This window comes from Streptosporangium sp. NPDC049644, from assembly GCF_040675205.1.
Taxonomy (GTDB): Bacteria; Actinomycetota; Actinomycetes; order Streptosporangiales; family Streptosporangiaceae; genus Streptosporangium; species Streptosporangium fukuiense.
On sequence record NZ_JBFAOJ010000024.1, the window covers coordinates 40,782 to 58,501 of the forward strand.

The 17,720-nt window shown below is 72.3% G+C and carries 19 protein-coding genes; 15 read left to right on the forward strand and 4 right to left on the reverse strand.

The window, feature by feature from the left end:
* Window positions 1–396: 396 nt before the first annotated feature.
* Complete coding sequence (locus tag AB0J58_RS16400; protein ID WP_364215986.1) at window positions 397–930, forward strand: hypothetical protein; 534 nt, start codon at window positions 397–399, stop codon at window positions 928–930.
* An 89-nt stretch (window positions 931–1,019) separates the two neighbouring features.
* Entirely contained in the window at window positions 1,020–1,400 is a 381-nt protein-coding gene (locus AB0J58_RS16405) for a hypothetical protein (RefSeq protein WP_364215989.1), read from the forward strand.
* 204 nt (window positions 1,401–1,604) lie between these two features.
* Here the strand turns inward: AB0J58_RS16405 and AB0J58_RS16410 are convergent, their stop codons facing one another.
* Together AB0J58_RS16410 and AB0J58_RS16415 are read right to left on the reverse strand one after the other, a co-directional pair.
* The gene (locus AB0J58_RS16410) at window positions 1,605–2,315 is read right to left on the reverse strand and encodes an alpha/beta hydrolase (protein ID WP_364215992.1); all 711 of its coding nucleotides are present in this window, start codon (window positions 2,313–2,315) and stop codon (window positions 1,605–1,607) included.
* Window positions 2,316–2,475: 160 nt separating this feature from the next.
* Window positions 2,476–2,751, reverse strand: a complete 276-nt coding sequence (locus AB0J58_RS16415; RefSeq protein ID WP_364215995.1) for a hypothetical protein — start codon at window positions 2,749–2,751, stop codon at window positions 2,476–2,478.
* A gap of 34 nt (window positions 2,752–2,785) precedes the next feature.
* Between AB0J58_RS16415 and AB0J58_RS16420 the strand changes: the two genes are divergently transcribed.
* On the forward strand, window positions 2,786–4,000 hold the full coding sequence (locus AB0J58_RS16420) for an MFS transporter (protein WP_364215998.1): 1,215 nt from the start codon (window positions 2,786–2,788) through the stop codon (window positions 3,998–4,000).
* Window positions 4,001–4,027: 27 nt separating this feature from the next.
* Here the strand turns inward: AB0J58_RS16420 and AB0J58_RS16425 are convergent, their stop codons facing one another.
* Window positions 4,028–4,987: an endonuclease/exonuclease/phosphatase family protein gene (locus tag AB0J58_RS16425; protein WP_364216001.1), complete on the reverse strand. Its 960-nt coding sequence runs from the start codon at window positions 4,985–4,987 to the stop codon at window positions 4,028–4,030.
* Window positions 4,988–5,145: 158 nt separating this feature from the next.
* Here AB0J58_RS16425 and AB0J58_RS16430 point away from each other — a divergent pair, with 158 nt between their 5' ends.
* From AB0J58_RS16430 to AB0J58_RS16480, 11 genes are all read left to right on the forward strand, one after another.
* Window positions 5,146–6,396, forward strand: a complete 1,251-nt coding sequence (locus tag AB0J58_RS16430) for an ATP-grasp domain-containing protein (RefSeq protein WP_364216004.1) — start codon at window positions 5,146–5,148, stop codon at window positions 6,394–6,396.
* Window positions 6,393–7,208 carry a DUF364 domain-containing protein gene (locus AB0J58_RS16435; RefSeq protein ID WP_364216007.1) on the forward strand — a complete coding sequence of 272 codons (816 nt, stop codon included), beginning with the start codon at window positions 6,393–6,395 and terminating at the stop codon, window positions 7,206–7,208. The genes AB0J58_RS16430 and AB0J58_RS16435 overlap by 4 nt, the downstream gene beginning before the upstream one ends.
* The gene (locus AB0J58_RS16440; RefSeq protein ID WP_364216010.1) at window positions 7,205–8,260 is read left to right on the forward strand and encodes a PLP-dependent cysteine synthase family protein; all 1,056 of its coding nucleotides are present in this window, start codon (window positions 7,205–7,207) and stop codon (window positions 8,258–8,260) included. The genes AB0J58_RS16435 and AB0J58_RS16440 overlap by 4 nt, the downstream gene beginning before the upstream one ends.
* Complete coding sequence (locus AB0J58_RS16445; protein WP_364216013.1) at window positions 8,257–9,264, forward strand: enolase C-terminal domain-like protein; 1,008 nt, start codon at window positions 8,257–8,259, stop codon at window positions 9,262–9,264. The genes AB0J58_RS16440 and AB0J58_RS16445 overlap by 4 nt, the downstream gene beginning before the upstream one ends.
* On the forward strand, window positions 9,261–10,427 hold the full coding sequence (locus AB0J58_RS16450) for an MFS transporter (protein WP_364216016.1): 1,167 nt from the start codon (window positions 9,261–9,263) through the stop codon (window positions 10,425–10,427). The genes AB0J58_RS16445 and AB0J58_RS16450 overlap by 4 nt, the downstream gene beginning before the upstream one ends.
* Window positions 10,428–10,452: 25 nt before the next feature.
* Window positions 10,453–11,316: a class I SAM-dependent methyltransferase gene (locus AB0J58_RS16455; protein WP_364216019.1), complete on the forward strand. Its 864-nt coding sequence runs from the start codon at window positions 10,453–10,455 to the stop codon at window positions 11,314–11,316.
* Window positions 11,304–12,845, forward strand: a complete 1,542-nt coding sequence (locus AB0J58_RS16460; RefSeq protein WP_364216022.1) for an ABC transporter substrate-binding protein — start codon at window positions 11,304–11,306, stop codon at window positions 12,843–12,845. Before AB0J58_RS16455 ends, AB0J58_RS16460 begins: the two co-directional genes overlap by 13 nt.
* Window positions 12,842–13,867 (forward strand): ABC transporter permease, encoded by a 1,026-nt coding sequence (locus AB0J58_RS16465; RefSeq protein ID WP_364216025.1) that lies wholly within the window; start codon window positions 12,842–12,844, stop codon window positions 13,865–13,867. The genes AB0J58_RS16460 and AB0J58_RS16465 overlap by 4 nt, the downstream gene beginning before the upstream one ends.
* Complete coding sequence (locus AB0J58_RS16470) at window positions 13,864–14,736, forward strand: ABC transporter permease subunit (protein WP_364216028.1); 873 nt, start codon at window positions 13,864–13,866, stop codon at window positions 14,734–14,736. Before AB0J58_RS16465 ends, AB0J58_RS16470 begins: the two co-directional genes overlap by 4 nt.
* Entirely contained in the window at window positions 14,733–15,512 is a 780-nt protein-coding gene (locus AB0J58_RS16475; protein WP_364216031.1) for an ATP-binding cassette domain-containing protein, read from the forward strand. Before AB0J58_RS16470 ends, AB0J58_RS16475 begins: the two co-directional genes overlap by 4 nt.
* 155 nt (window positions 15,513–15,667) lie before the next feature.
* Complete coding sequence (locus AB0J58_RS16480; protein WP_364216033.1) at window positions 15,668–16,384, forward strand: ATP-binding cassette domain-containing protein; 717 nt, start codon at window positions 15,668–15,670, stop codon at window positions 16,382–16,384.
* A 57-nt stretch (window positions 16,385–16,441) separates the two neighbouring features.
* On the opposite strand, the gene AB0J58_RS16485 is transcribed toward AB0J58_RS16480, so the two are convergent.
* Window positions 16,442–17,092, reverse strand: coding sequence for a methyltransferase domain-containing protein (locus AB0J58_RS16485; RefSeq protein WP_364216036.1), 651 nt, complete (start codon window positions 17,090–17,092; stop codon window positions 16,442–16,444).
* Between the two features lie 191 nt (window positions 17,093–17,283).
* Between AB0J58_RS16485 and AB0J58_RS16490 the strand changes: the two genes are divergently transcribed.
* Entirely contained in the window at window positions 17,284–17,676 is a 393-nt protein-coding gene (locus tag AB0J58_RS16490) for a hypothetical protein (RefSeq protein ID WP_364216038.1), read from the forward strand.
* Window positions 17,677–17,720: the final 44 nt, after the last annotated feature.

Below are 17,720 nucleotides of genomic sequence, written 5' to 3' on the forward strand. Positions count from 1 at the left end.
GGACCTGGGTGGTGACGCTGTCCCGTGCCATGTACCTCTCCTCGGAGATGGGGATCTCGTGTGGTGGCGTCTCGTCACCTGAACCGTGCGGCACACCACGCTCCACCCAGGGTGAGGCTCCGGCCGAAGCGGCGCTTTTCTCAAAATGCGCTATCGGTGTGTCGGGCCGCACGGCCAGGCATGGCGCGGAAGGACCTGTCCGCGGGAAGAGCCGACCAGATGAGAGCGCGCTCGACCGGCCTCCCGCTCGGTGGAGTCAGCACGTCCAGAGGTGCCGGATCCCATCCGGGCACTGACACTTGGGCGGACACGATGCCATCGCGTGAGGCATGTCGTCCTGCCCCTACGACGAAGAGGTCACACATGGCCAACCGGACAACTCCGAGGCAGAATGCCATGATCCAGCCGTCGGCGCTCAACGGCCGGCATCACCGGACGGCACTGGGCGCCTTCCTCGTGATCGTGCTGGCCCACTGGGCGGAGCACCTCGTCCAGGCGGTCCAGATCTATTTCCTCGACTGGCCCCTGCCCGAAGCCCGCGGCGTGCTCGGAGTGCCCTTCCCATGGCTGGTGCAGTCGGAATGGATGCACTACGGCTACGCGCTGATAATGCTCGCCGGGTTCCTGCTGCTTCGCAAAGGCTTCACCGGGCGCTCCCGCACCTGGTGGAACGTCACCCTGGGTATTCAGGCCTGGCACCACCTGGAGCACTTCCTGCTACTGGCACAGGCACTGACCGGTGGCAACCTGCTGGGCAAGCCGGTGCCCACCAGCATCATCCAGCTTCTGGTCCCCAGGGTGGAGCTTCACCTGTTCTACAACGCCGTCGTGTTCGCACCCATGGTGGTGGCCATGCTCCTGCACCGGCGTCCCCGTGAATCCGAACGTGCCCGGATGCACTGCGGCTGCGCACTCGCTCCCGCGCGGTGACGACGGCGGGCCGACCGGCCGGGCACGGGCGCTCCCCGATCTTTACTACGGCGCTGACCCTCATAGGGGCTTTCCTCCTGTACATCGCCGTGCCGAACATCGGTCCGGTCATGCGTGCGGCCCGCGCGGACGGGACTCCCGGTGTGTTCACCGCGGAGCGTCTCTACTGCGTCCAGCATCCCGGGCACGAGAGTTGCGGCTGGATCGGGAGGTTCCGGTCCGACGACGGTGCGCTGCGTCGGACCGGTGTGACGCTCCACGGCAGCGGTCGCGACTCGCACCACATCGGCAGGGAGACCCGGGCCGTCGACGTCGGGCGGATGAACCGGGTCTACGGCCCGGAGGGCTCGTCGGAATGGGTGTTCACGGTGTTGATTCTCGTCGCTGGGACGGTGATCCTGGCCTATCCGCACGCCCGCTCGTTGCGCCGGTCGATTGCGGGGCCACCGGCTCCAGAGTCGATGGCCTGATCGGCGTTTTGCGACGCGGAAGACGGGAGGGGGCGGTCGGGCCTTCTCGTTCGTCCCCGGAGGTTTTCCGTCTCCCGCCCCGCCTGCACTCACCGGGCCCGGTGAGTGCAGGCGCATCTCGGTGCCCCGCTCCTGGCCGGGCCGGTCGGAGAAGGAACCGGCGGTCATCTCCGACGCCGGCGTGTTCCGCACCGTGTACGGGCGTCAGCGGATCCGGCCGAGGAGTGCGGCCAGTTCGTCCGGCGCGGTGAACATGGGCCAGTGGCCGGTGTCGATGGTATGGAAAGCCCAGGTCGGGGCGGTCCGTAGGACAGCGACATCAGGCGTCAGCTGATCGTCGACATGGTCCTTGGCACAGACCACGTAGGTGGCGCGCTGCTCGGCGAGGGGGCGCTGGAGAACGGCCGGCTCGGTGATCGTGCGGCCGGGATGGCCGACACAGTGGTCGGCCAGCCACTGCGCCTGGTACGAGGTGAGGTCGGTGTCCTCGGAGAGGAGGTCGGCGTCAGGGGCGGGCCAGTAACCGTGGTTGTCGGCGATGAGGGCGTTCTCACCAGACTGCTGATCAGGGGGGAACGCCTGGAGCATCGACCGGCCATGGCGGGGGAGGACCGCCTCGACGTAGACCGTGTGAGCGACGCGGCCGGAGGCGCGGTCGGCGACCTGGCCGGCGACGATGCCGGAGTAGCTGTGGCTGACCAGGACGACGTCGCGCAGATCCGCGTTGACGAGCACGGCCAGAACATGGTCGACATGGCTGCTCAGGCCGATGTGGGAGGCGTCGCCGCAGAGACCGTCCAGGCCTGGCAGGGTCAGCGGGTGAGCCTGGTGGCCCAGGGCGCGCAGGCGGGTGGCGACTGGTTCCCAGGCCCATGCACCCATCCAGGGGCCGGGGAGCAAGACGAAGGTGGTCATGGGATCTCTCCTTTCTCGGTGGACAGGACGCGAGGCAGGTGGTGCGGTGCCAGGGGCCACGATCGGAGCGGATGGCGAGTCGGCCGTTACCTGATCGCGGATCTCCTGAGCTTGATCTAACTTGAAGATCAGACCTTAGCCGGGCAGGCGGCGGCGAACCTCAGCCGGTGATCGGGGGATGAGGCTGCGAGTGTGAGGAGTGGTCGATGGTGAGCCGTTCGAGCTCCTGGGCGGAGATCATCCTGACACCGGTGATCTCGTTCGGGCGCTCGGCCGCCGCGGCGATCAGCTCTTCGGACCAAGGGCGGCCGATCCAGAGAAGAGAAGGCGGTGACGGGCGGGGGTGTAGGGTCGGCGGCATGACCTGGCGACATTGATCCTGAACCAGAGGCCGGTCCGGCGCGAGCTGCCGCGGACCCCCGGAGATGCCGAGCATCCCGAGTCCGTACAGTCCCCGCGAGAAGGACCCCATGACCGCTTCTTCTCTTCGCGTGCCCGGCGGGCGCGCGAAGCACCTGGCCGCGACGCTCTACGCCTACACCTTTCTTGATGAGTTCGTCCTGCTCTATCCGTTCTATACGTTGCTCTTCGTCGACACGGGCCTGTCGACCGCTGAGATCTCCTCGCTCCTGGTGGTCTGGTCACTGACCTCCGTGGTGATGGAGGTCCCGTCAGGAGTGTGGGCCGACACCGTCTCGCGGCGCGGGTTGCTCGCCCTCGCGCCGCTGGTGGCCGCCTTCGGCTTCGGTCTGTGGGTCGCCGCCCCCTCCTACTGGGTGTTCGCCGCGGGCTTCGTCCTGTGGGGCGCCTCGGGAGCGCTGCAGTCGGGCGCGCTGGAGGCGCTGGTCTACACCGAGCTCGACCGGCTGGGCGCCGCCGGCCGCTATGCCGCGATCATGGGCCGGGCCCGCGCGATCGGCACGGGCGCCGTCATGGCGTCCATGGCAGTCGCCGCCCCGGTGTTCGCCTTCGGCGGCTACCGGCTGGTCGGCGCCGGCAGTGTGCTGGCCTGCCTGCTCGCCGCGGCGGTCGCGCTGACCTTTCCCGAACATCGCGCACCCGGGCGGCGGGGGGAGACCTCGCCGGGTGGCTACGCCGCCACCCTGCGTGCCGGGCTGCGGGAGGCGCGCGCCGACCGGACGACGCGCCGGGCACTGCTGCTGGTGCCGGCGGTGACGGCACTGTGGGGATCGCTGGAGGAGTACGTTCCGCTGCTCGCGGCCGGCGCCGGGGTCGCCACGCAGGCCGTGCCACTCGTGGTGCTCCTGGTCTCCGCGGGGGTCGCGGTCGGCGGCGTGCTCGCGGCGGCCGGGCGGAGCTTCACCGGCGGGGAGTTCGCGGCCCTTCTCGCGTTCGGAGCGCTGGCGCTCGGCGCGGGTGCGGCCAGCGGGGTCGCGGCGGGGTTCGTCGCGGTCGCGGCGGCCTTCTGCGCCTTCCAGATGGCGGGGGTGCTGGCCGACGCGCGGCTGCAGGAGAGCATCACCGGCCCGGCCCGTGCCACCGTGACCTCGCTGGCCGGGCTGGGCACCGAGGTGGGCGCCATCCTCGTCTACGGCGGCTACGCCGCGGCCTCGGCGCTGACCGATCACGCCACGATCTTCACGGCCGCCGCGGTGCCGTACGCCCTTCTCGCCCTGGTGCTGTTCCTCGGCGGGTCCCGCTCGGCGGTCCGTGAACCCGGGTGAGCCGGGCCGGGCCCATCGCGGCCCGGCTCAGCGGCCCGTGAACCGGGGCAGGCCGAGTTCGGCGAAGACCGGGCGGTGGTCGCTGTCCGGCAGGGGGTGGACACCGAAGCTGTTGACCGCCATGCGCGAGTCGGCGAGCACATGGTCGATCGTCACGCCGGGCATGGGCTCCCAGCCCTGCTGCGGCCAGGTGGGGACCAGGCCGTGCCCGGTGACGTCGGCCGCGTCGCGGTAGCCGCTGCCGAGCAGGTCGCGTACCAGCCCGTGGTCGAGGGTGGCGTTGAAGTCGCCGGCCAGTACCCGCAGCTGCCCGCCCGCCCTGGGCAGCGCCCGCAGCCCCTCGTCCCAGCACCAGACCTTGTAGTCGTACCTGGGCGCGCAGGGGTGGACCGAGACGACCTCGATCTCGTGGCCGCTCGGATGCCTGATCACCCCCCGTGCCTGCCGGAACCTGCCCAGTGCGATCAGGGGTCTCTCGGTGATGGGATGCCTGGAGTAGATGCCGGAGCCGTGCACCCCGCCGACCGCGCGATCCACCACATGGGGCATGCGCTCGCGCAGGCCGGTCGCCTCCAGGCGCTCGCGCGCGGCGGGAGTGAGCTCCTGGAGGGCCAGCACGTCCGGATCGAGGGAGCGCACGAGATCCATCAGGGCGTCGGTGTCTCCCGCGCCGACGGCCAGGTTCGCGGCGAGCACCCGGAGCCGCCCGTCCGAGGCGGGCTGGTCGCCGTCGGCGAAGTGGCGGGGGAGTACGGCCGTCGCCAGCACCGCGCCGGTGACCAGGGCGAGGGCCGCGGCCGCCCAGCGGCGCAGCCCCAGGGCCAGGAGCAGCGGGATCACCGAGGCCACCGCCGCGTACGGGGTGAAGGCCACCAGGGGGACCCACTGCCAGACCGGGGTCCAGCCGCTCGTCCTGAGCGCCGCCCACACCGCGAACGGCAGCACCATCGGCCACACCAGCAGGCCCGCCCATCTCGATCTGATCATGAAGCCGGAGCGTAACGGTCTTCTGTGCAGATTCGGTGGAGATCGGAGGTTTTGTTCGCGCAGATGCGAGAGGCCGGCGGGCACCCCCCCATGAGGTTGCAAAGAAAATGAAAGTCATTATCATTCTCTTTTGTCCGGCCTATGGCTAAGGAGGCGTTTTGGGGCATCTGCTGATGGTCGAGAGCTGGGTGGGGGCGATGAGCTCCCTCCTTCCCCGAGCGATCCGGGAGGCGGGCCACCGGTTCACCTTCCTCACTCGTGATCTGCACCACTACCTGCGCGTTCCGTCCGGGGCCTGCGCGCACCCCCTGCTCGCCGCCGACAACGTGGTCACCGCCGAGACCAACGACGTCCCCGCGCTCCTGAGGCGCGTCGAGCGGCTTCACGAGGTCTTCGGCTTCGACGGTGTGATCTCCTCGTGCGACTACTACCTCGCGACGGCCGCGCGCCTCGCCTCCCATCTGGGACTGCCCGGGGCCGGGCCGGAGGCGGTGGAGCGGGCCTACCGCAAGGACCTCACCAGGCAGGCACTGAGAGAGGCCGGACTGCCGGGGCCCGCCTTCGCCGTCACGAGCGGATGGCCGGAGACGGCCGCGCGCGCCGGAGAGATCGGCTACCCCCTGGTGATCAAACCGGTCGACCTGTGCGCCGGGATGTACGTGCGCAGGGTGGACGACCGTGAGCAGCTCCGCGAGGCATACCTGGCGCTGGAGGGCTTCCCCGTCAACGCGCGCCGGCAGCGGCGGCTGCCCGTCGTCCTGCTGGAGGAGGTACTGACCGGGCCCGAGATCAGCGTCGAGTCGATCACCTTCGAGGGTGAGACCTCCATCATCGGGATCACCGACAAGAGTCTCGCCGGCGAGCCATGGTTCGTGGAGAGCGGCCATATGTTCCCCGCCGCGCTCGACCCCGGCACGGCGCGGTCCGCGCGGGAGGCGGCACTCTCGGCCTTGGCGGCGGTCGGTCTAGACCACGGCGTGGCCCACACGGAGCTGAAACTGACCCCGGACGGCCCACGAGTCGTCGAGATCAACCCCCGGCCCGCGGGAAACCAGATCACTGAGCTGGTCCGGCGGGTGACGGGCGTCGACATACCGATGGCCTATGCCCAGCTCGCGCTGGGAGAGCGGCCCCGGCCGGCCCCCGCCGACACCGGGGTGCGCAGCGCGGCCATCGCCTTCCTGCTTTCCCGGCAGCCGGGGACGCTCTCCGCGATCCACGGCACCGGGCGGCTCGCCGAGGCCGGCGACGTCGTCGAATGGCAGATCAAGGCACCGGGATTCCCGACGGGTGAGCCGACGAGCAACAACGGCTACCTCGGGCACGTGATGGTCGCCGACACCGCGGGCCTGGGCGCCCGCTCCCGGGCCGAACGTCTCGTGGCCGGCCTGACCGTGGAGTACGCGTGAAACCGGCGACCGCGAGCGACCTGGACGCCCTGGTGGCGGACGTGCTGGCGGGCCGGGTGGGCTCCGACCCCGCGCGGCAGCGGATCAGTGTCGGGTTCGTGACCAGGCAGGGGGCCCGCCACGCGACCCGGGGCCACGGCTACCGCAACCACGTGATCAGCCTCCGGCTGGGCGGGGCGGTGGGGTCCTGTGCGGTGGAGCCGGACGGGATACCCGACGACGCGGTGTACGACTGCCTGGGCCGAGACGTGGCCACGCTGCTGTCGCACCCGCTGGCCGCGGTGCGCACGGCCGCCCTGGACGCCTATCTGATGCACGAACGACCCCACGACCCCGCCGACGCGGTGACCGTTCCCGCTGGCTCATCCCTGGACAAGTCCCTGGCCAGGGCGGCCGCGGTCGTGGACCTCCTCCCGGTACGGCCCGGAGGACGTGTGCTGGTGGTCGGCGTGGTCAACTCCCTCCTGCAGCGCCTGCGGGAACGCGGCATCCGTTACGTGCCGTGCGACCTGCGAGGTGGCGAGACCGAGTGGGGCGAACCGCACGTGACCGACGCCGAGGCCGCCCTCGACGACTGCGACGCGGTGCTGGCCTCGGGCATGACGCTGGGCAACGGAACCTTCGAGCCGCTGCTGCGCCACGCGCGCGGCACCGGCAAGCCCCTGGTGCTCTTCGCCCAGACCGGCAGCGCCGTGCTTCGGCGGTTCGTCGGCGCCGGGGTCACCGCCGTCTCCGCGGAGCCGTACCCGTTCTTCTGGCTGGACGGCGGCCCGACCACCGTCTACCGCTACCGGGCGGAGGAGGCGCGATGACCTCCGCACCGGAGCTGCTCGCCCTGCTGGGCAACACCCCCGTCACTCGGATCAGGACCCCGCTGCCCCACCCGCATCCCGGATTCTGGGCCAAGCTCGAAGGGCTCGGCGCCGGTGGCATGAAGGCCAGGGCCGCGGTGTCCATGCTCCTCGGGGCACGGGCCAGGAACGAGCTCAGGCCGGGGGCGCCGGTGGTGGAGTCCACCAGCGGGACCCTCGGCATCGGGCTGGCCTTCGCCGGTCAGGCCCTCGGGCATCCGGTGGTGCTCGTCGTCGACGCCGAGCTGGAACCGAGCATGCGCGCCCTGCTGGGGGCGTATGGCGCACGCCTGGAGACGGTCGACCGGCCGCACCCCGTGGGAGGGTGGCAGCGGGCCCGGCTGGACCGGCTCGGGCAGGTCGTGGACCGGCTGCCCGGGGCGTACTGGCCGGACCAGTACCACAACCCCGACAACCGTGCCGGATACGCCTCCCTGGCGCGCGAGCTGGTCGGCCAGCTGGGCGCGGCCGACGTGCTCGTGTGCAGCGTCGGCACCGGCGGGCACAGCGCGGGCGTGATCTCCGAGCTCCGCCGTCACTGGCCGTGGGTACGGCTCGTCGGTGTCGACACGGTCGGCTCGACGATCTTCGGGCAGCCGGCGCGTCCCCGCCTCATGCGCGGGCTCGGCAGCAGCATCCACCCGCGCAATGTCGCCTACGAGGAGTTCGACGAGGTGCACTGGGTCGGACCCGCCGAGGCCGCCGACGCCTGCCACCGGCTCGCCAGGCACACCTTCGTCACCGGAGGCTGGAGCACCGGGGCGGTCGCGCTCGTCGCGGCCTGGACCGCGCGGGTGGAGGCGGGAGCCCGCGTGGTGACCGTGTTCCCCGACGGGCCGCACCGCTACCTCGACTCGATCTTCAATGACGACTACCTCCGCGCCCGGAGGCTCGCCGGGCGACCGGCGACCCGCCCCCTGGAGATCAGCCACCCGGGTGCCGTCGAGGTGACGGGCTGGGCGCGCTGCCGCCGGGTCGTCGACCCGCTGCGCGCCATGGAGGTCCCGGTATGAGGCTCGACTGGGAGGTCGTCCCGCTGCGGCTGCGCGAGCCCTTCCGGATCTCCCGCTCGACGATGTCCGCGCGCGACACCGTCAGGATCGCGCTCCATCACGACGGGGTGACCGGGTACGGCGAGATCGTGACCAGCGTCCACCTGGGCCTGGATGTGCCGCGCGTCACGGCCGCGCTGGACGGGCTGGGCACCTGGCCGGACCCGGAGGCACTTCTCGCGGAGCTGCCGGGCCTGCCGTGCCCGCCGGGAGTGCTGGCCGGTCTCGACGCCGCCGTGCTGGACCTGATAGGCGGGCGCGACGGGCTGCCCGTCCACCGGCTCGCCGGGTCTCCCTCCTGGCAGCCGGTGCCCACGGCGTACACGATCGGGATCTGCGGCACGGAGCGGGCGGCCGAGACCGCCCGTCGCCTGCACGCACGCGGATTCACCGTGCTGAAGATCAAGGCCGGGTCGCCCGACCTGGACGACGACGTCGCGCGGGTCGCCGCGGTCAGGGCCGCCGCTCCCGGCGCGCGCCTGCTGCTCGACCCGAACGGCGCCTGGAGCGCCGAGCGGGCCGTCGGGCTGCTGGAGCGGATGCCTTACCTGGACGCGGTCGAACAGCCCATCCCGCCCGGCCGTCCCGACCTGCTGGCCTGGATCGGCGCGAGGTCCCCGATACCGGTGATCGCCGATGAGGACGCCGGGGGAGTGACCGAGGTCGAGCGGCTGGCCGGAGCCGTCCAGGGGGTCAACATCAAGACGGCCAGGTGCGGCGGCGTGCTGGCCGCGCTCGGCGCCATCGCCGCGGCACGGCGCGGTGGTATGGACGTCATGCTGGGCTGCCTGGTCTCCAGTTCGCTCGGCATCGCCCCGGCCGCGCACCTGGCCGGGCAGGCCCGCTGGGTCGACCTCGACGGACACCTGCTGCTGGCCCGCGACCCCTGGACCGGCCTCGGTGGCGAGGACGGCGTGTTGCGGCTCTCCGGCCGCCCCGGTCTCGGCGTCAGGCCGGCGGCATGAGGGCGTTCCGATCCTTCCCGCTGTCGGTGCGCCTCCTGCTGGTCAACCAGATGGGGGTCAACACCGGGTTCTACCTGCTTGTCCCCTATCTCGCCGGCTATCTCGGCGGAGACCTGGGGCTGTCGGCCACGGTCGTGGGAGTGGTGCTCGGCGTGCGCAACCTCAGCCAGCAGGGGCTGTTCCTGATCGGCGGGACCGCCTCCGACAGGCTCGGCGCGCGAACCGTCATCATCGCGGGGTGCGCCCTGCGCGCCGCGGGCTTCGGCCTCTTCGCGATCGACGGCTCGCTGCCCGTGCTGCTCGGTGCCTCCGTCCTGTCGGGGCTGGCCGGAGCGCTGTTCAACCCGGCCGTACGCTCCTACCTGGCCACCGAGGCGGGTGACCGCCGCGCGGAGGCGTTCTCCCTGTTCAACGTGTTCGCCAGCACCGGGGCACTGCTCGGCCCGCTGCTGGGCGGCGCGCTGCTGCTGGTCGACTTCCGGGTGGCGGCCGTCGTCGCCGCACTGATCTTCGCCGGGCTGACGGTGGCGCAGGCGCTGACGCTGCCGCCCCGGAGCGTCCCGGCCGCCGGGGGGTCGGTGCTCGCAGACTGGCGGGAGTGCCTGGCCAACCGCCGGTTCGTCGCCTTCACGCTGGCGCTGAGCGGGATGTTCGCGCTGCAGAACCAGCTCTACCTCATTCTGCCGATGCGCGCGGCGGAGGTCACCGGTTCCGCCGCCTCCGTGGCGGCGCTCTTCCTCGTGTCCACTGTCGCCACCCTGCTGCTGCAGGTGCGCGTCACCCGATGGCTGCAGGACCGCCTCAGCCGTGGCACGGCCATCGCGCTCGGCCTGGCGACGATGGGCGCGGCCTTCCTGGCCCCGCTGCTGCCCGGCCTGGTCCCGGTGCTGCTCGCCGCGCTCGGGCTGGCCATGGGAGTGATGATCGCGCAGCCGTTCGTGCTCGAGCTGATCCCCGCCTTCGGCGGGGAGGGCGTCACCGGAACCTACTTCGGAATGTTCTACCTCGCCTCCGGCCTGGTCGCCGCGGTGGGCAACGTCGCCGTCGGCTGGGCGGGCGACACGGCCGGCTGGCTCGCCTGGCCCCTCTGCGCGGTGATCGGTCTGGGCGCCGCGCTCGCGGTCCGCCATGTCGGCGTACCGGAAAGGACGGCATCGGGATGAACATCCCCGCATCGGAGGAGGCGGTGTGGTCGTGAACCTCCTGACCGACAATCCCGAGCTGTACGAGCTGCGCTTCCCCGACCCCGACCACCTCGCCGCCCGTTTCGCCGACGACGTCGCACGCCGCTTCGGCGGCGGGAGCCGGCTCCTCGACATCGGCTGCGGCACCGGCCGCGATGCCGGTCACCTGGCCCGCAACGGCTACACCGTCACCGGCCTGGACCTCTCGGAACCGATGCTGGCCCACGCGCGCGGCCGGCACCCGGGCGTGGAGTTCGTCAACGCCGACATGAGGTCGTTCGACCTCGGCCGCCGGTTCGACGTGATCACCTGCCTGGACAGCGCGCTGCTCTACTGCCAGGAGAACGCCGACCTGACGGCCTTCCTGTCCCGCTGCCGGGGGCACCTGGTGCCGGGCGGGCTGCTCGTCGCCGAGATGCGCAACGGCGCCTTCTTCCTCGGCGACACCGGGCTGCTGGAGGGCACCGTCACCACGTCGGTGCTCTGGAAGGGCGTGGCCTACACCTCACACACCCGCCTGTGGATCGACCACGCCGCCCAGCTGCTCCGCCGCCACCGCACCTGGGAGTGGCCGGGACGTGCCGGGCCCCTGCACCAGCGCTCGGCCTGGCGACTGCTCTTTCCCCGGGAGCTGGAGTACTTCCTCGACGTCGCCGGATTCGAGGTGCTGGCCCTGTTCGACGGGCCCGGGCCGCGTACCCGGCCCTCCTGGACTCCCGGGGCGCCGCTGTGGCCCGGACTGTCCGGCGACCGACTCCACCTCGTGGCCCGGCTGCGGGATCCGGCGGGCCGTCCCGAGGTCCGTCCCGCAGATCACCCGACCGATCGTTCAGCCGATGAAAGGACCCCCTTCCGATGCACTCCCTGAACCGCCGCGGTTTCCTCGGCACCGCCGCCGGGTTGTCCGCCGCCCTGCTCGCCGGATGCGGCACCGGCCCCGCGCCGGGGACCGCCGCGACGGGCGGGCCCCGGAAGGGGGGCCGGCTGCGCGCCGCGTTCGCCGGGGGAGGGGCCCAGGAGACCCTGGACCCGCACCTGTCCAACCTGTTCGTCGAGGCCTCCCGGTCCAAGGCGCTGTTCGACAAGCTCGCCGACTACGGCCCCGACCTGTCCGTCCTGCCTCGCCTCGCCGAGAGCTGGGAACCCTCCGCGGACCTCACCAGGTGGCGGGTCACCCTGCGCGAGGCGACCTTCCATGACGGCAGGCCCGTCCGCGCCGACGACGTCCTGTACAGCTACGCGAGGATCGCCGACCCCGCCCGCGCCTTCCGGGCCAAGACCACCCTGGCGGTGATCGACCTGGCTGCGAGCAGGGCCGTCGGCGAGCGCGCCGTCGAGTTCGCGCTCAGGCGGCCGTTCGCCGAGTTCCCCAACATCCTGGCGGCCTTCGGTGTCTTCGTCGTCCCCGAGGGCGTCGAGGACTTCACCAGGCCGGTCGGATCCGGCCCGTTCTGCTTCGGCTCCTTCGAGCCTGGCTGCTCTCTGCTGCTGCGGCGCAACGCCGACTACTGGGAGGGCGCGCCCCACCTCGACGAACTGCAGTACCTGATCGCCAACGAGGAGCCGGCCCGCGTCAACGCCCTGCTCGGCGGGCAGGCCGACTACGCCCACGACATCACCGCGACCACCGCGCGGACCTACCGGGGCAACGACCGGCTGGCCGTCACGCGGCTCACCAACAGCGGTATGCAGGCCTTCGCCATGAAACTGGACCGCCCACCCTTCGACGACCGGAACCTGCGCGAGGCCGTGTTCCTGCTGGCCGACCGGGAGCAACTGGTGGAGACCGTGCTGGCAGGGGCCGGGCAGGTCGGCAACGACCTGTTCGGCAGGGGCTACCAGTACTACGCCGAGGAGATCCCCCAGCGCGCCCACGACCTGGAGAAGGCGAAGTGGCTGGTGGACAAGGCCGGTGCCAGGGGACTCAAGGTGCGGCTCGACACCTCCGCGGCGGCCGGCGGTTTCGTGGAGTCCGCAAGCGTCTTCGCCGACCAGATGCGCCAGGCCGGGTTCGATGTCGAGGTCGCCGTGGGTGACAAGGACACCTACTGGAAGGACGTCCTCGACAGGGGCAGCCTTTGCTGCTTCCGCTCCGGCGCGATGCCCATCGAATCCCACTTCGCGCAGCGCCTGCTCACCCCGTCCACCACCAACATCACCAAGTGGAGACGCCCGGAGTTCGACGCGCTCTACGCCAAGGCCGTCTCGCTCGCCGACGAGAGGGCCCGCCGCGACGTCTACGCGGAGATGCAGCGCATGCAGCACGCCGAGGGCGGCTACCTCGTCTGGGGCTTCGCCGACTGGCTCGTCGCGACCAGACCGGGAGTGGGCGGCGTCGTCGACGCTCCGGCCAACACCCTCGACTGGGCCCGCTTCGACAAGGTCTGGCTGGCTTGACGGGCAATCGGATCCCACGCGCCGCGCCCGGTCGCCGCGCGGCGCCCCGCCTCTCCGCCGGAGCACACCGGACGAGCCTGCCCAGGTACGCCGCCCGTCGCCTGGCGCTCGGCTTCGCGCAGGTGGTGGCGGTCACGGCACTGGTGTTCGCCCTCACCGAGGCGCTGCCGGGGGACGCCGCCGTGGTGCTGGCCGGTGACGCGCCGGACCCGGCGCGGATCGAGCGGATCCGCGAGGAACTGGGGCTCGACCGGCCCGCACCTGCGCGCTACGCCGACTGGCTGCTCGGCCTGCTCCATGGTGACCTCGGGGCGTCGCTGACGGCGGGGCGTCCGGTCACCGGGTTCCTCGCCGACGCCGCCGGGCCGACCGTTCAGCTCGCCGCCGTCACCCTGCTGCTCCTGGTGCCGCTGGCCGTGGCCGCCGGCGTCGTCGCCGCGCTCCGCGAGGGCCGGTTGCTCGACCGGACCCTGACCGCGGCGGGTGTCGCCCTGTACTCGGTGCCGGAGTTCGCCCTCGCCGTGGTGCTGGTCGCGCTGTTCGCACTGCGGCTCGGCTGGTTTCCGCCCACCGCGGTGGGGGTCGGCACGAATCTGTTCGCGCAGCCGGCCGTGCTGGTGCTGCCACTGCTGGCGCTGCTCGCCCGGCCGATCTGCTCGATCAGCAGGCTGGTCAGGGCCGGGATGGTCGACGCCCTGGGCTCGGAGTACGTCCGTCACGCTCGCAGGCTCGGTCTCTCCGGCCGGCGGGTGACGTTGGCGCACGCCCTGCCCAACGCGGTGGCACCGGCCGCGCAGCAGCTCGCCAGGACCACGGACTGGCTGCTCGGCGGCGTGATCACCGTCGAGGCCGTCTTCGTCATCCCCGGCCTCGGCACCTCGCTGATGAGCGCGGTCTCCGCGCGCGACATCCCGGTGATCCAGGGGCTCGCCCTGGTCTTCGCGGTCACCACCGTGGTCGTGAACCTCCTCGCCGACGTCGTCGCGTTCCGTCTCGCCCCGCGCGCGGGAGGCACGGCATGAGACCTGTGCCGAGGTGGGCGCTGGGCGGGACGCTGCTGGGCGTGCCGCTGGTGATCGCTCTCGCAGGCCCCTGGTTCGCGGGCGAGCCGAGCCCTCGCGGCGTCTCGTTCGGCTCCGGATCCCTCCTGGGGACGGACTTCGTCGGACGCGACGTGTGGGAGCAGGTGCTCGTCGGCGGCAGGACGGTCGTGCTGGTGGCCCTGACCGCCACCATCCTGGCCTTCCTCGTCGGCACGCCGCTTGGCGTGCTGGCCGCGATGACCCGGCGCCGGTGGCTCGACGAGTTGCTGATGCGGCCCCTGGACCTGTTGCTGGCGATTCCCTCGCTGCTGCTGCTCATCCTGCTCGCCGCCGCCGCCCCGCCGGGACCGCCGGCCCTGACGGTCATCGTCGCCGTGATCAGCCTGCCGGAGGTGGCCAGGATCTCCCGCGCGGCGGCCCTGGAGATCGCCGCCAGGCCCGCCATGGAGGCGATGTGGCTCCAGGGCGAGGGCTGGTGGCGCCGGGCGATCGGGTACGTGGGCCGGTCGATGCTCCGCACCCTCCTGGCCGACCTGGGCGTCCGCGCCGTCGGCGCGCTCTATCTCGTCGCGACGGCGAGTTTCCTGGGCGTCGGCGTTCCCCCGGACGCGGGTGACTGGGCGGTGATGGTGGACCGCAACCGCGCCGGCATGTTCCTCCAGCCTTGGGCGGTGGTCGTTCCCGCCCTGCTCCTGGTCGGCCTGTCCGTCGGGCTCAACCTGCTCTTCGACGGGGTGCGGGGACACCGAGGGGAGGCCGGCGTGAGAGCCATCCCTGCCTCGTTCGCACACCCCGATTTTTTACACCAATCGAGGCGTGCTCGCACTCAGAAAGGTAGGGCGGCGTGATCCGCGTCGTGGGACTGCGCGCCGAGGCCGGCGGTGGCAGGCTGGTCGACGACGTCTCCTTCGGGTTGGCCGCCGGGCGGGTGCTCGCGCTGGTCGGAGCCTCGGGCAGCGGCAAGACGACGATCGGCAGGGCGCTGCTCGGCGAGCACGCGCCCGGCGTGGTGCTGTCCGGAACGGTCGAGGTGGCCGGGACGGCGGGCTACCTGCCGCAGCATCCCGCGTCCGCGCTCAACCCGGTCCGCCGCGTCGGCGCGGTGTTGCGCGAGATCGCCCGGCGGCACGCGCCGCCGGAGACCACGTACGGGCGGGCAGGGATCTCACACCGGGGGGTCCCGCGGCGCGCATCCGGAAGGGGGGAGGCGGAGCGGATCTCGTCCGTGCTGCGCCGTGCCGGACTGCCCGCGGGGGAGGACCTGCTGCGCCGCTACCCCCACCAGCTCTCCGGGGGCCAGCAGCAACGCCTGGTACTGGCCCAGACGCTCCTGACGGCTCCGTCGGTGATCGTGGCGGACGAGCCCACCACCGGTCAGGACGCCGTCACCAGGCGGGAGATCGTCGACGAGCTGGAGGGCCTCGTGGGGCGGGGCATCGCCGTGGTCCTGCTCAGCCACGACCTGGAGCTGGTGCGCACGCTCGCCGATCACGTCGTCGTGCTGCGCGGAGGCCGGGTGATGGAGAGTGGTGCGGCAGGGGAGGTGCTCACCCGGCCCCGGCACGACTACACCCGGTCTCTGCTCGCCGCCCGGCTCCCGGCGAGCCCGCCCCAGCCCCGGTGACCTCGCCGCCCGCCCGGGTGGGCCCGCTCGCCGGCCGGACTGACAGGCGCCGCGGGAGGAGTCCGTCCAACACCGGGGCGAGCCCCGTCTGCTGTGAGGTCCCGTCCGGGCCGGTCCGGCTCGCCGTGAAGGACCTGGCGGCGGGACACCGCTCGGTGCCGGTGCTTCATGGCGTGTCGCTGGAGGTGGCGGCCGGGCGGTGTGTGGCCCTGGTCGGGCGTTCGGGAAGCGGGAAGAGCACCTTCGCGCGCTGCGTCGCGGGGCTGCACGAGCCCACACGCGGAACCGTGCTGCTCGACGGGCGGGCGCTGGCCCGGTCGCCGTCACGGCGGCGCCGTGCGGACCTGGCCCGCGTGCAGTACGTCTTCCAGGACGCGCACGCCTCCTTCGACCCGAACCGGACGGTGCTCGACCAGGTGAGTCGTACCGCCGTACGGCTGCGCGGCATGGGGCGCGGCGAGGCGGCGGACGCGGCCCTGGAGATGCTCGGACGGGTCGGGCTCGGCCCGCTTCCGGCGGCCCGCAGGCCCACCGGGCTGTCCGGCGGCGAACTCCAGCGCGCGGCGCTCGCCCGCGGACTGCTGGCCTCCCCCGACGTGCTCGTCTGCGACGAGATCACCTCCGGCCTGGACACGATCACCCAGGCGGGCGTTCTCGACCTGCTCGGCGAGCTCCGCCGCGCGTTCGGTCTGACCCTCATACTGATCAGCCATGACATGGGTGTCGTCGCCCGGCTGGCGGACCAGGTCGCGGTCCTCTCGCGGGGAAGGATCGTGGAGGAGGGCACCGCGGCACGCGTCCTGGGCCGCCCCCGGCACCCGCTGACCCGTGACCTGCTCGACGCGCAGGTCCTCCAGCGGGACCAGGGATGAGCCTGCGCCGGCCGGTGGGCGTCGCGCCGCCGGGGTCACTCCGGGGCGCGGCGGCGGTCAGCCCCCGCCCGGCTCGCCGGAGACGTCTTCCGCCGGACGCCCACCGGCCCGGGCCCCGGTGTACACCAGGGCGGGTGGCACGTTGCGCCAGATCGGGCCCAGGGTGCCGACGGTGGCGAAGGCGCCCTCCATGAGGCCGCGGAAGTGCCGGAAGCGCTGCAGCGGCAGCACGGTCAGCGTCGTGACGGTGCTGAAGGTGCCGCCGGGGACGAGCGAGGCCGAGATCTCCTCCAGGACGCGCCTCTGCCGCGCCTCCTCGAACAGGGTCCAGGGAAGGGAGGAGACGATCGCGTCGGCGTGGGACAGGCCGGCCTGCCTCAGCAGCTTGCCCAGGTCCCCCGCGTCGGCGGCGATCACCTCAAGCCAGGGTCTGCTGCGTCGCAGATGGCTCACCATGCCCTCGTTGACCTCCACGGCGAGCTGTCGCCCTCCGGGTGGCAGCCGGTCGCGGATCGCGTCGCTGATCACCCCGCCGCCGGCGCCGAGTTCGACGACCACGGCTCCGGGAGTGGCCGGGACCACCGACGCGGCCAGGCGGGCGACGGCCTTCGAACTGGGTGCGATCGCGCCCAGTTGCTGGGGGTTACGCATGATCGCACGGAGGAAGGTGAGCGTGTCCCCGCCGGCGGGACGAGTTTGAGAGAGCACCGACAGCTCATTCCCCCAGCTGAGGGGGTTATGCCAGTTTAACGGGCTTTGATGATCGAACTTCCGCGGTACCGGGGATGGACGGCCCGGAAGCCGTCCGCGAGGCTTCCGCCACCGACCCGCCTCTGCCCGGTGGTGGCGTGGCGAGGTACCGTCGTCTTATCGGATCCCGGTCGGTGAGGGGAGCCGCCATGCCAGACGATTCCGATCATGTGCTCGATTCCATCGACGGGGCCGTCGACGAATGGCTCGCCATGAGTGACGACTCGATGCGCTGGACGCCGCCGGAGAAGGCTCACTCCAAGTCCCAGCTGGGCCTGCCGGTGCCGCCGCTGCCGCAGGTGCTGGAAGATCTTCTCCAGGAGGTCGGCAGCCGCCTCGGCCCGCCCGCCCAGGCAGTGGTCGACGCGTTCCGCCCGCTGGGGGAGGGGGTGGTCGAGGCCGTCTCCACATTCCTCGACAGGCCGCCCGTGCGGCACCTCCTCGATCCGTCCGGCACGCCGGATGATCCGGAGACGCTCGGAGACCGTGCCTTTCCCGACACCTTCGGCCCGTCGCCCGAGGATCCGCCCGAGATTCGGTGAGACTCCTCGGCCTTGGCCGAGGGAGGCTCGCCAGGCGTCTCCGA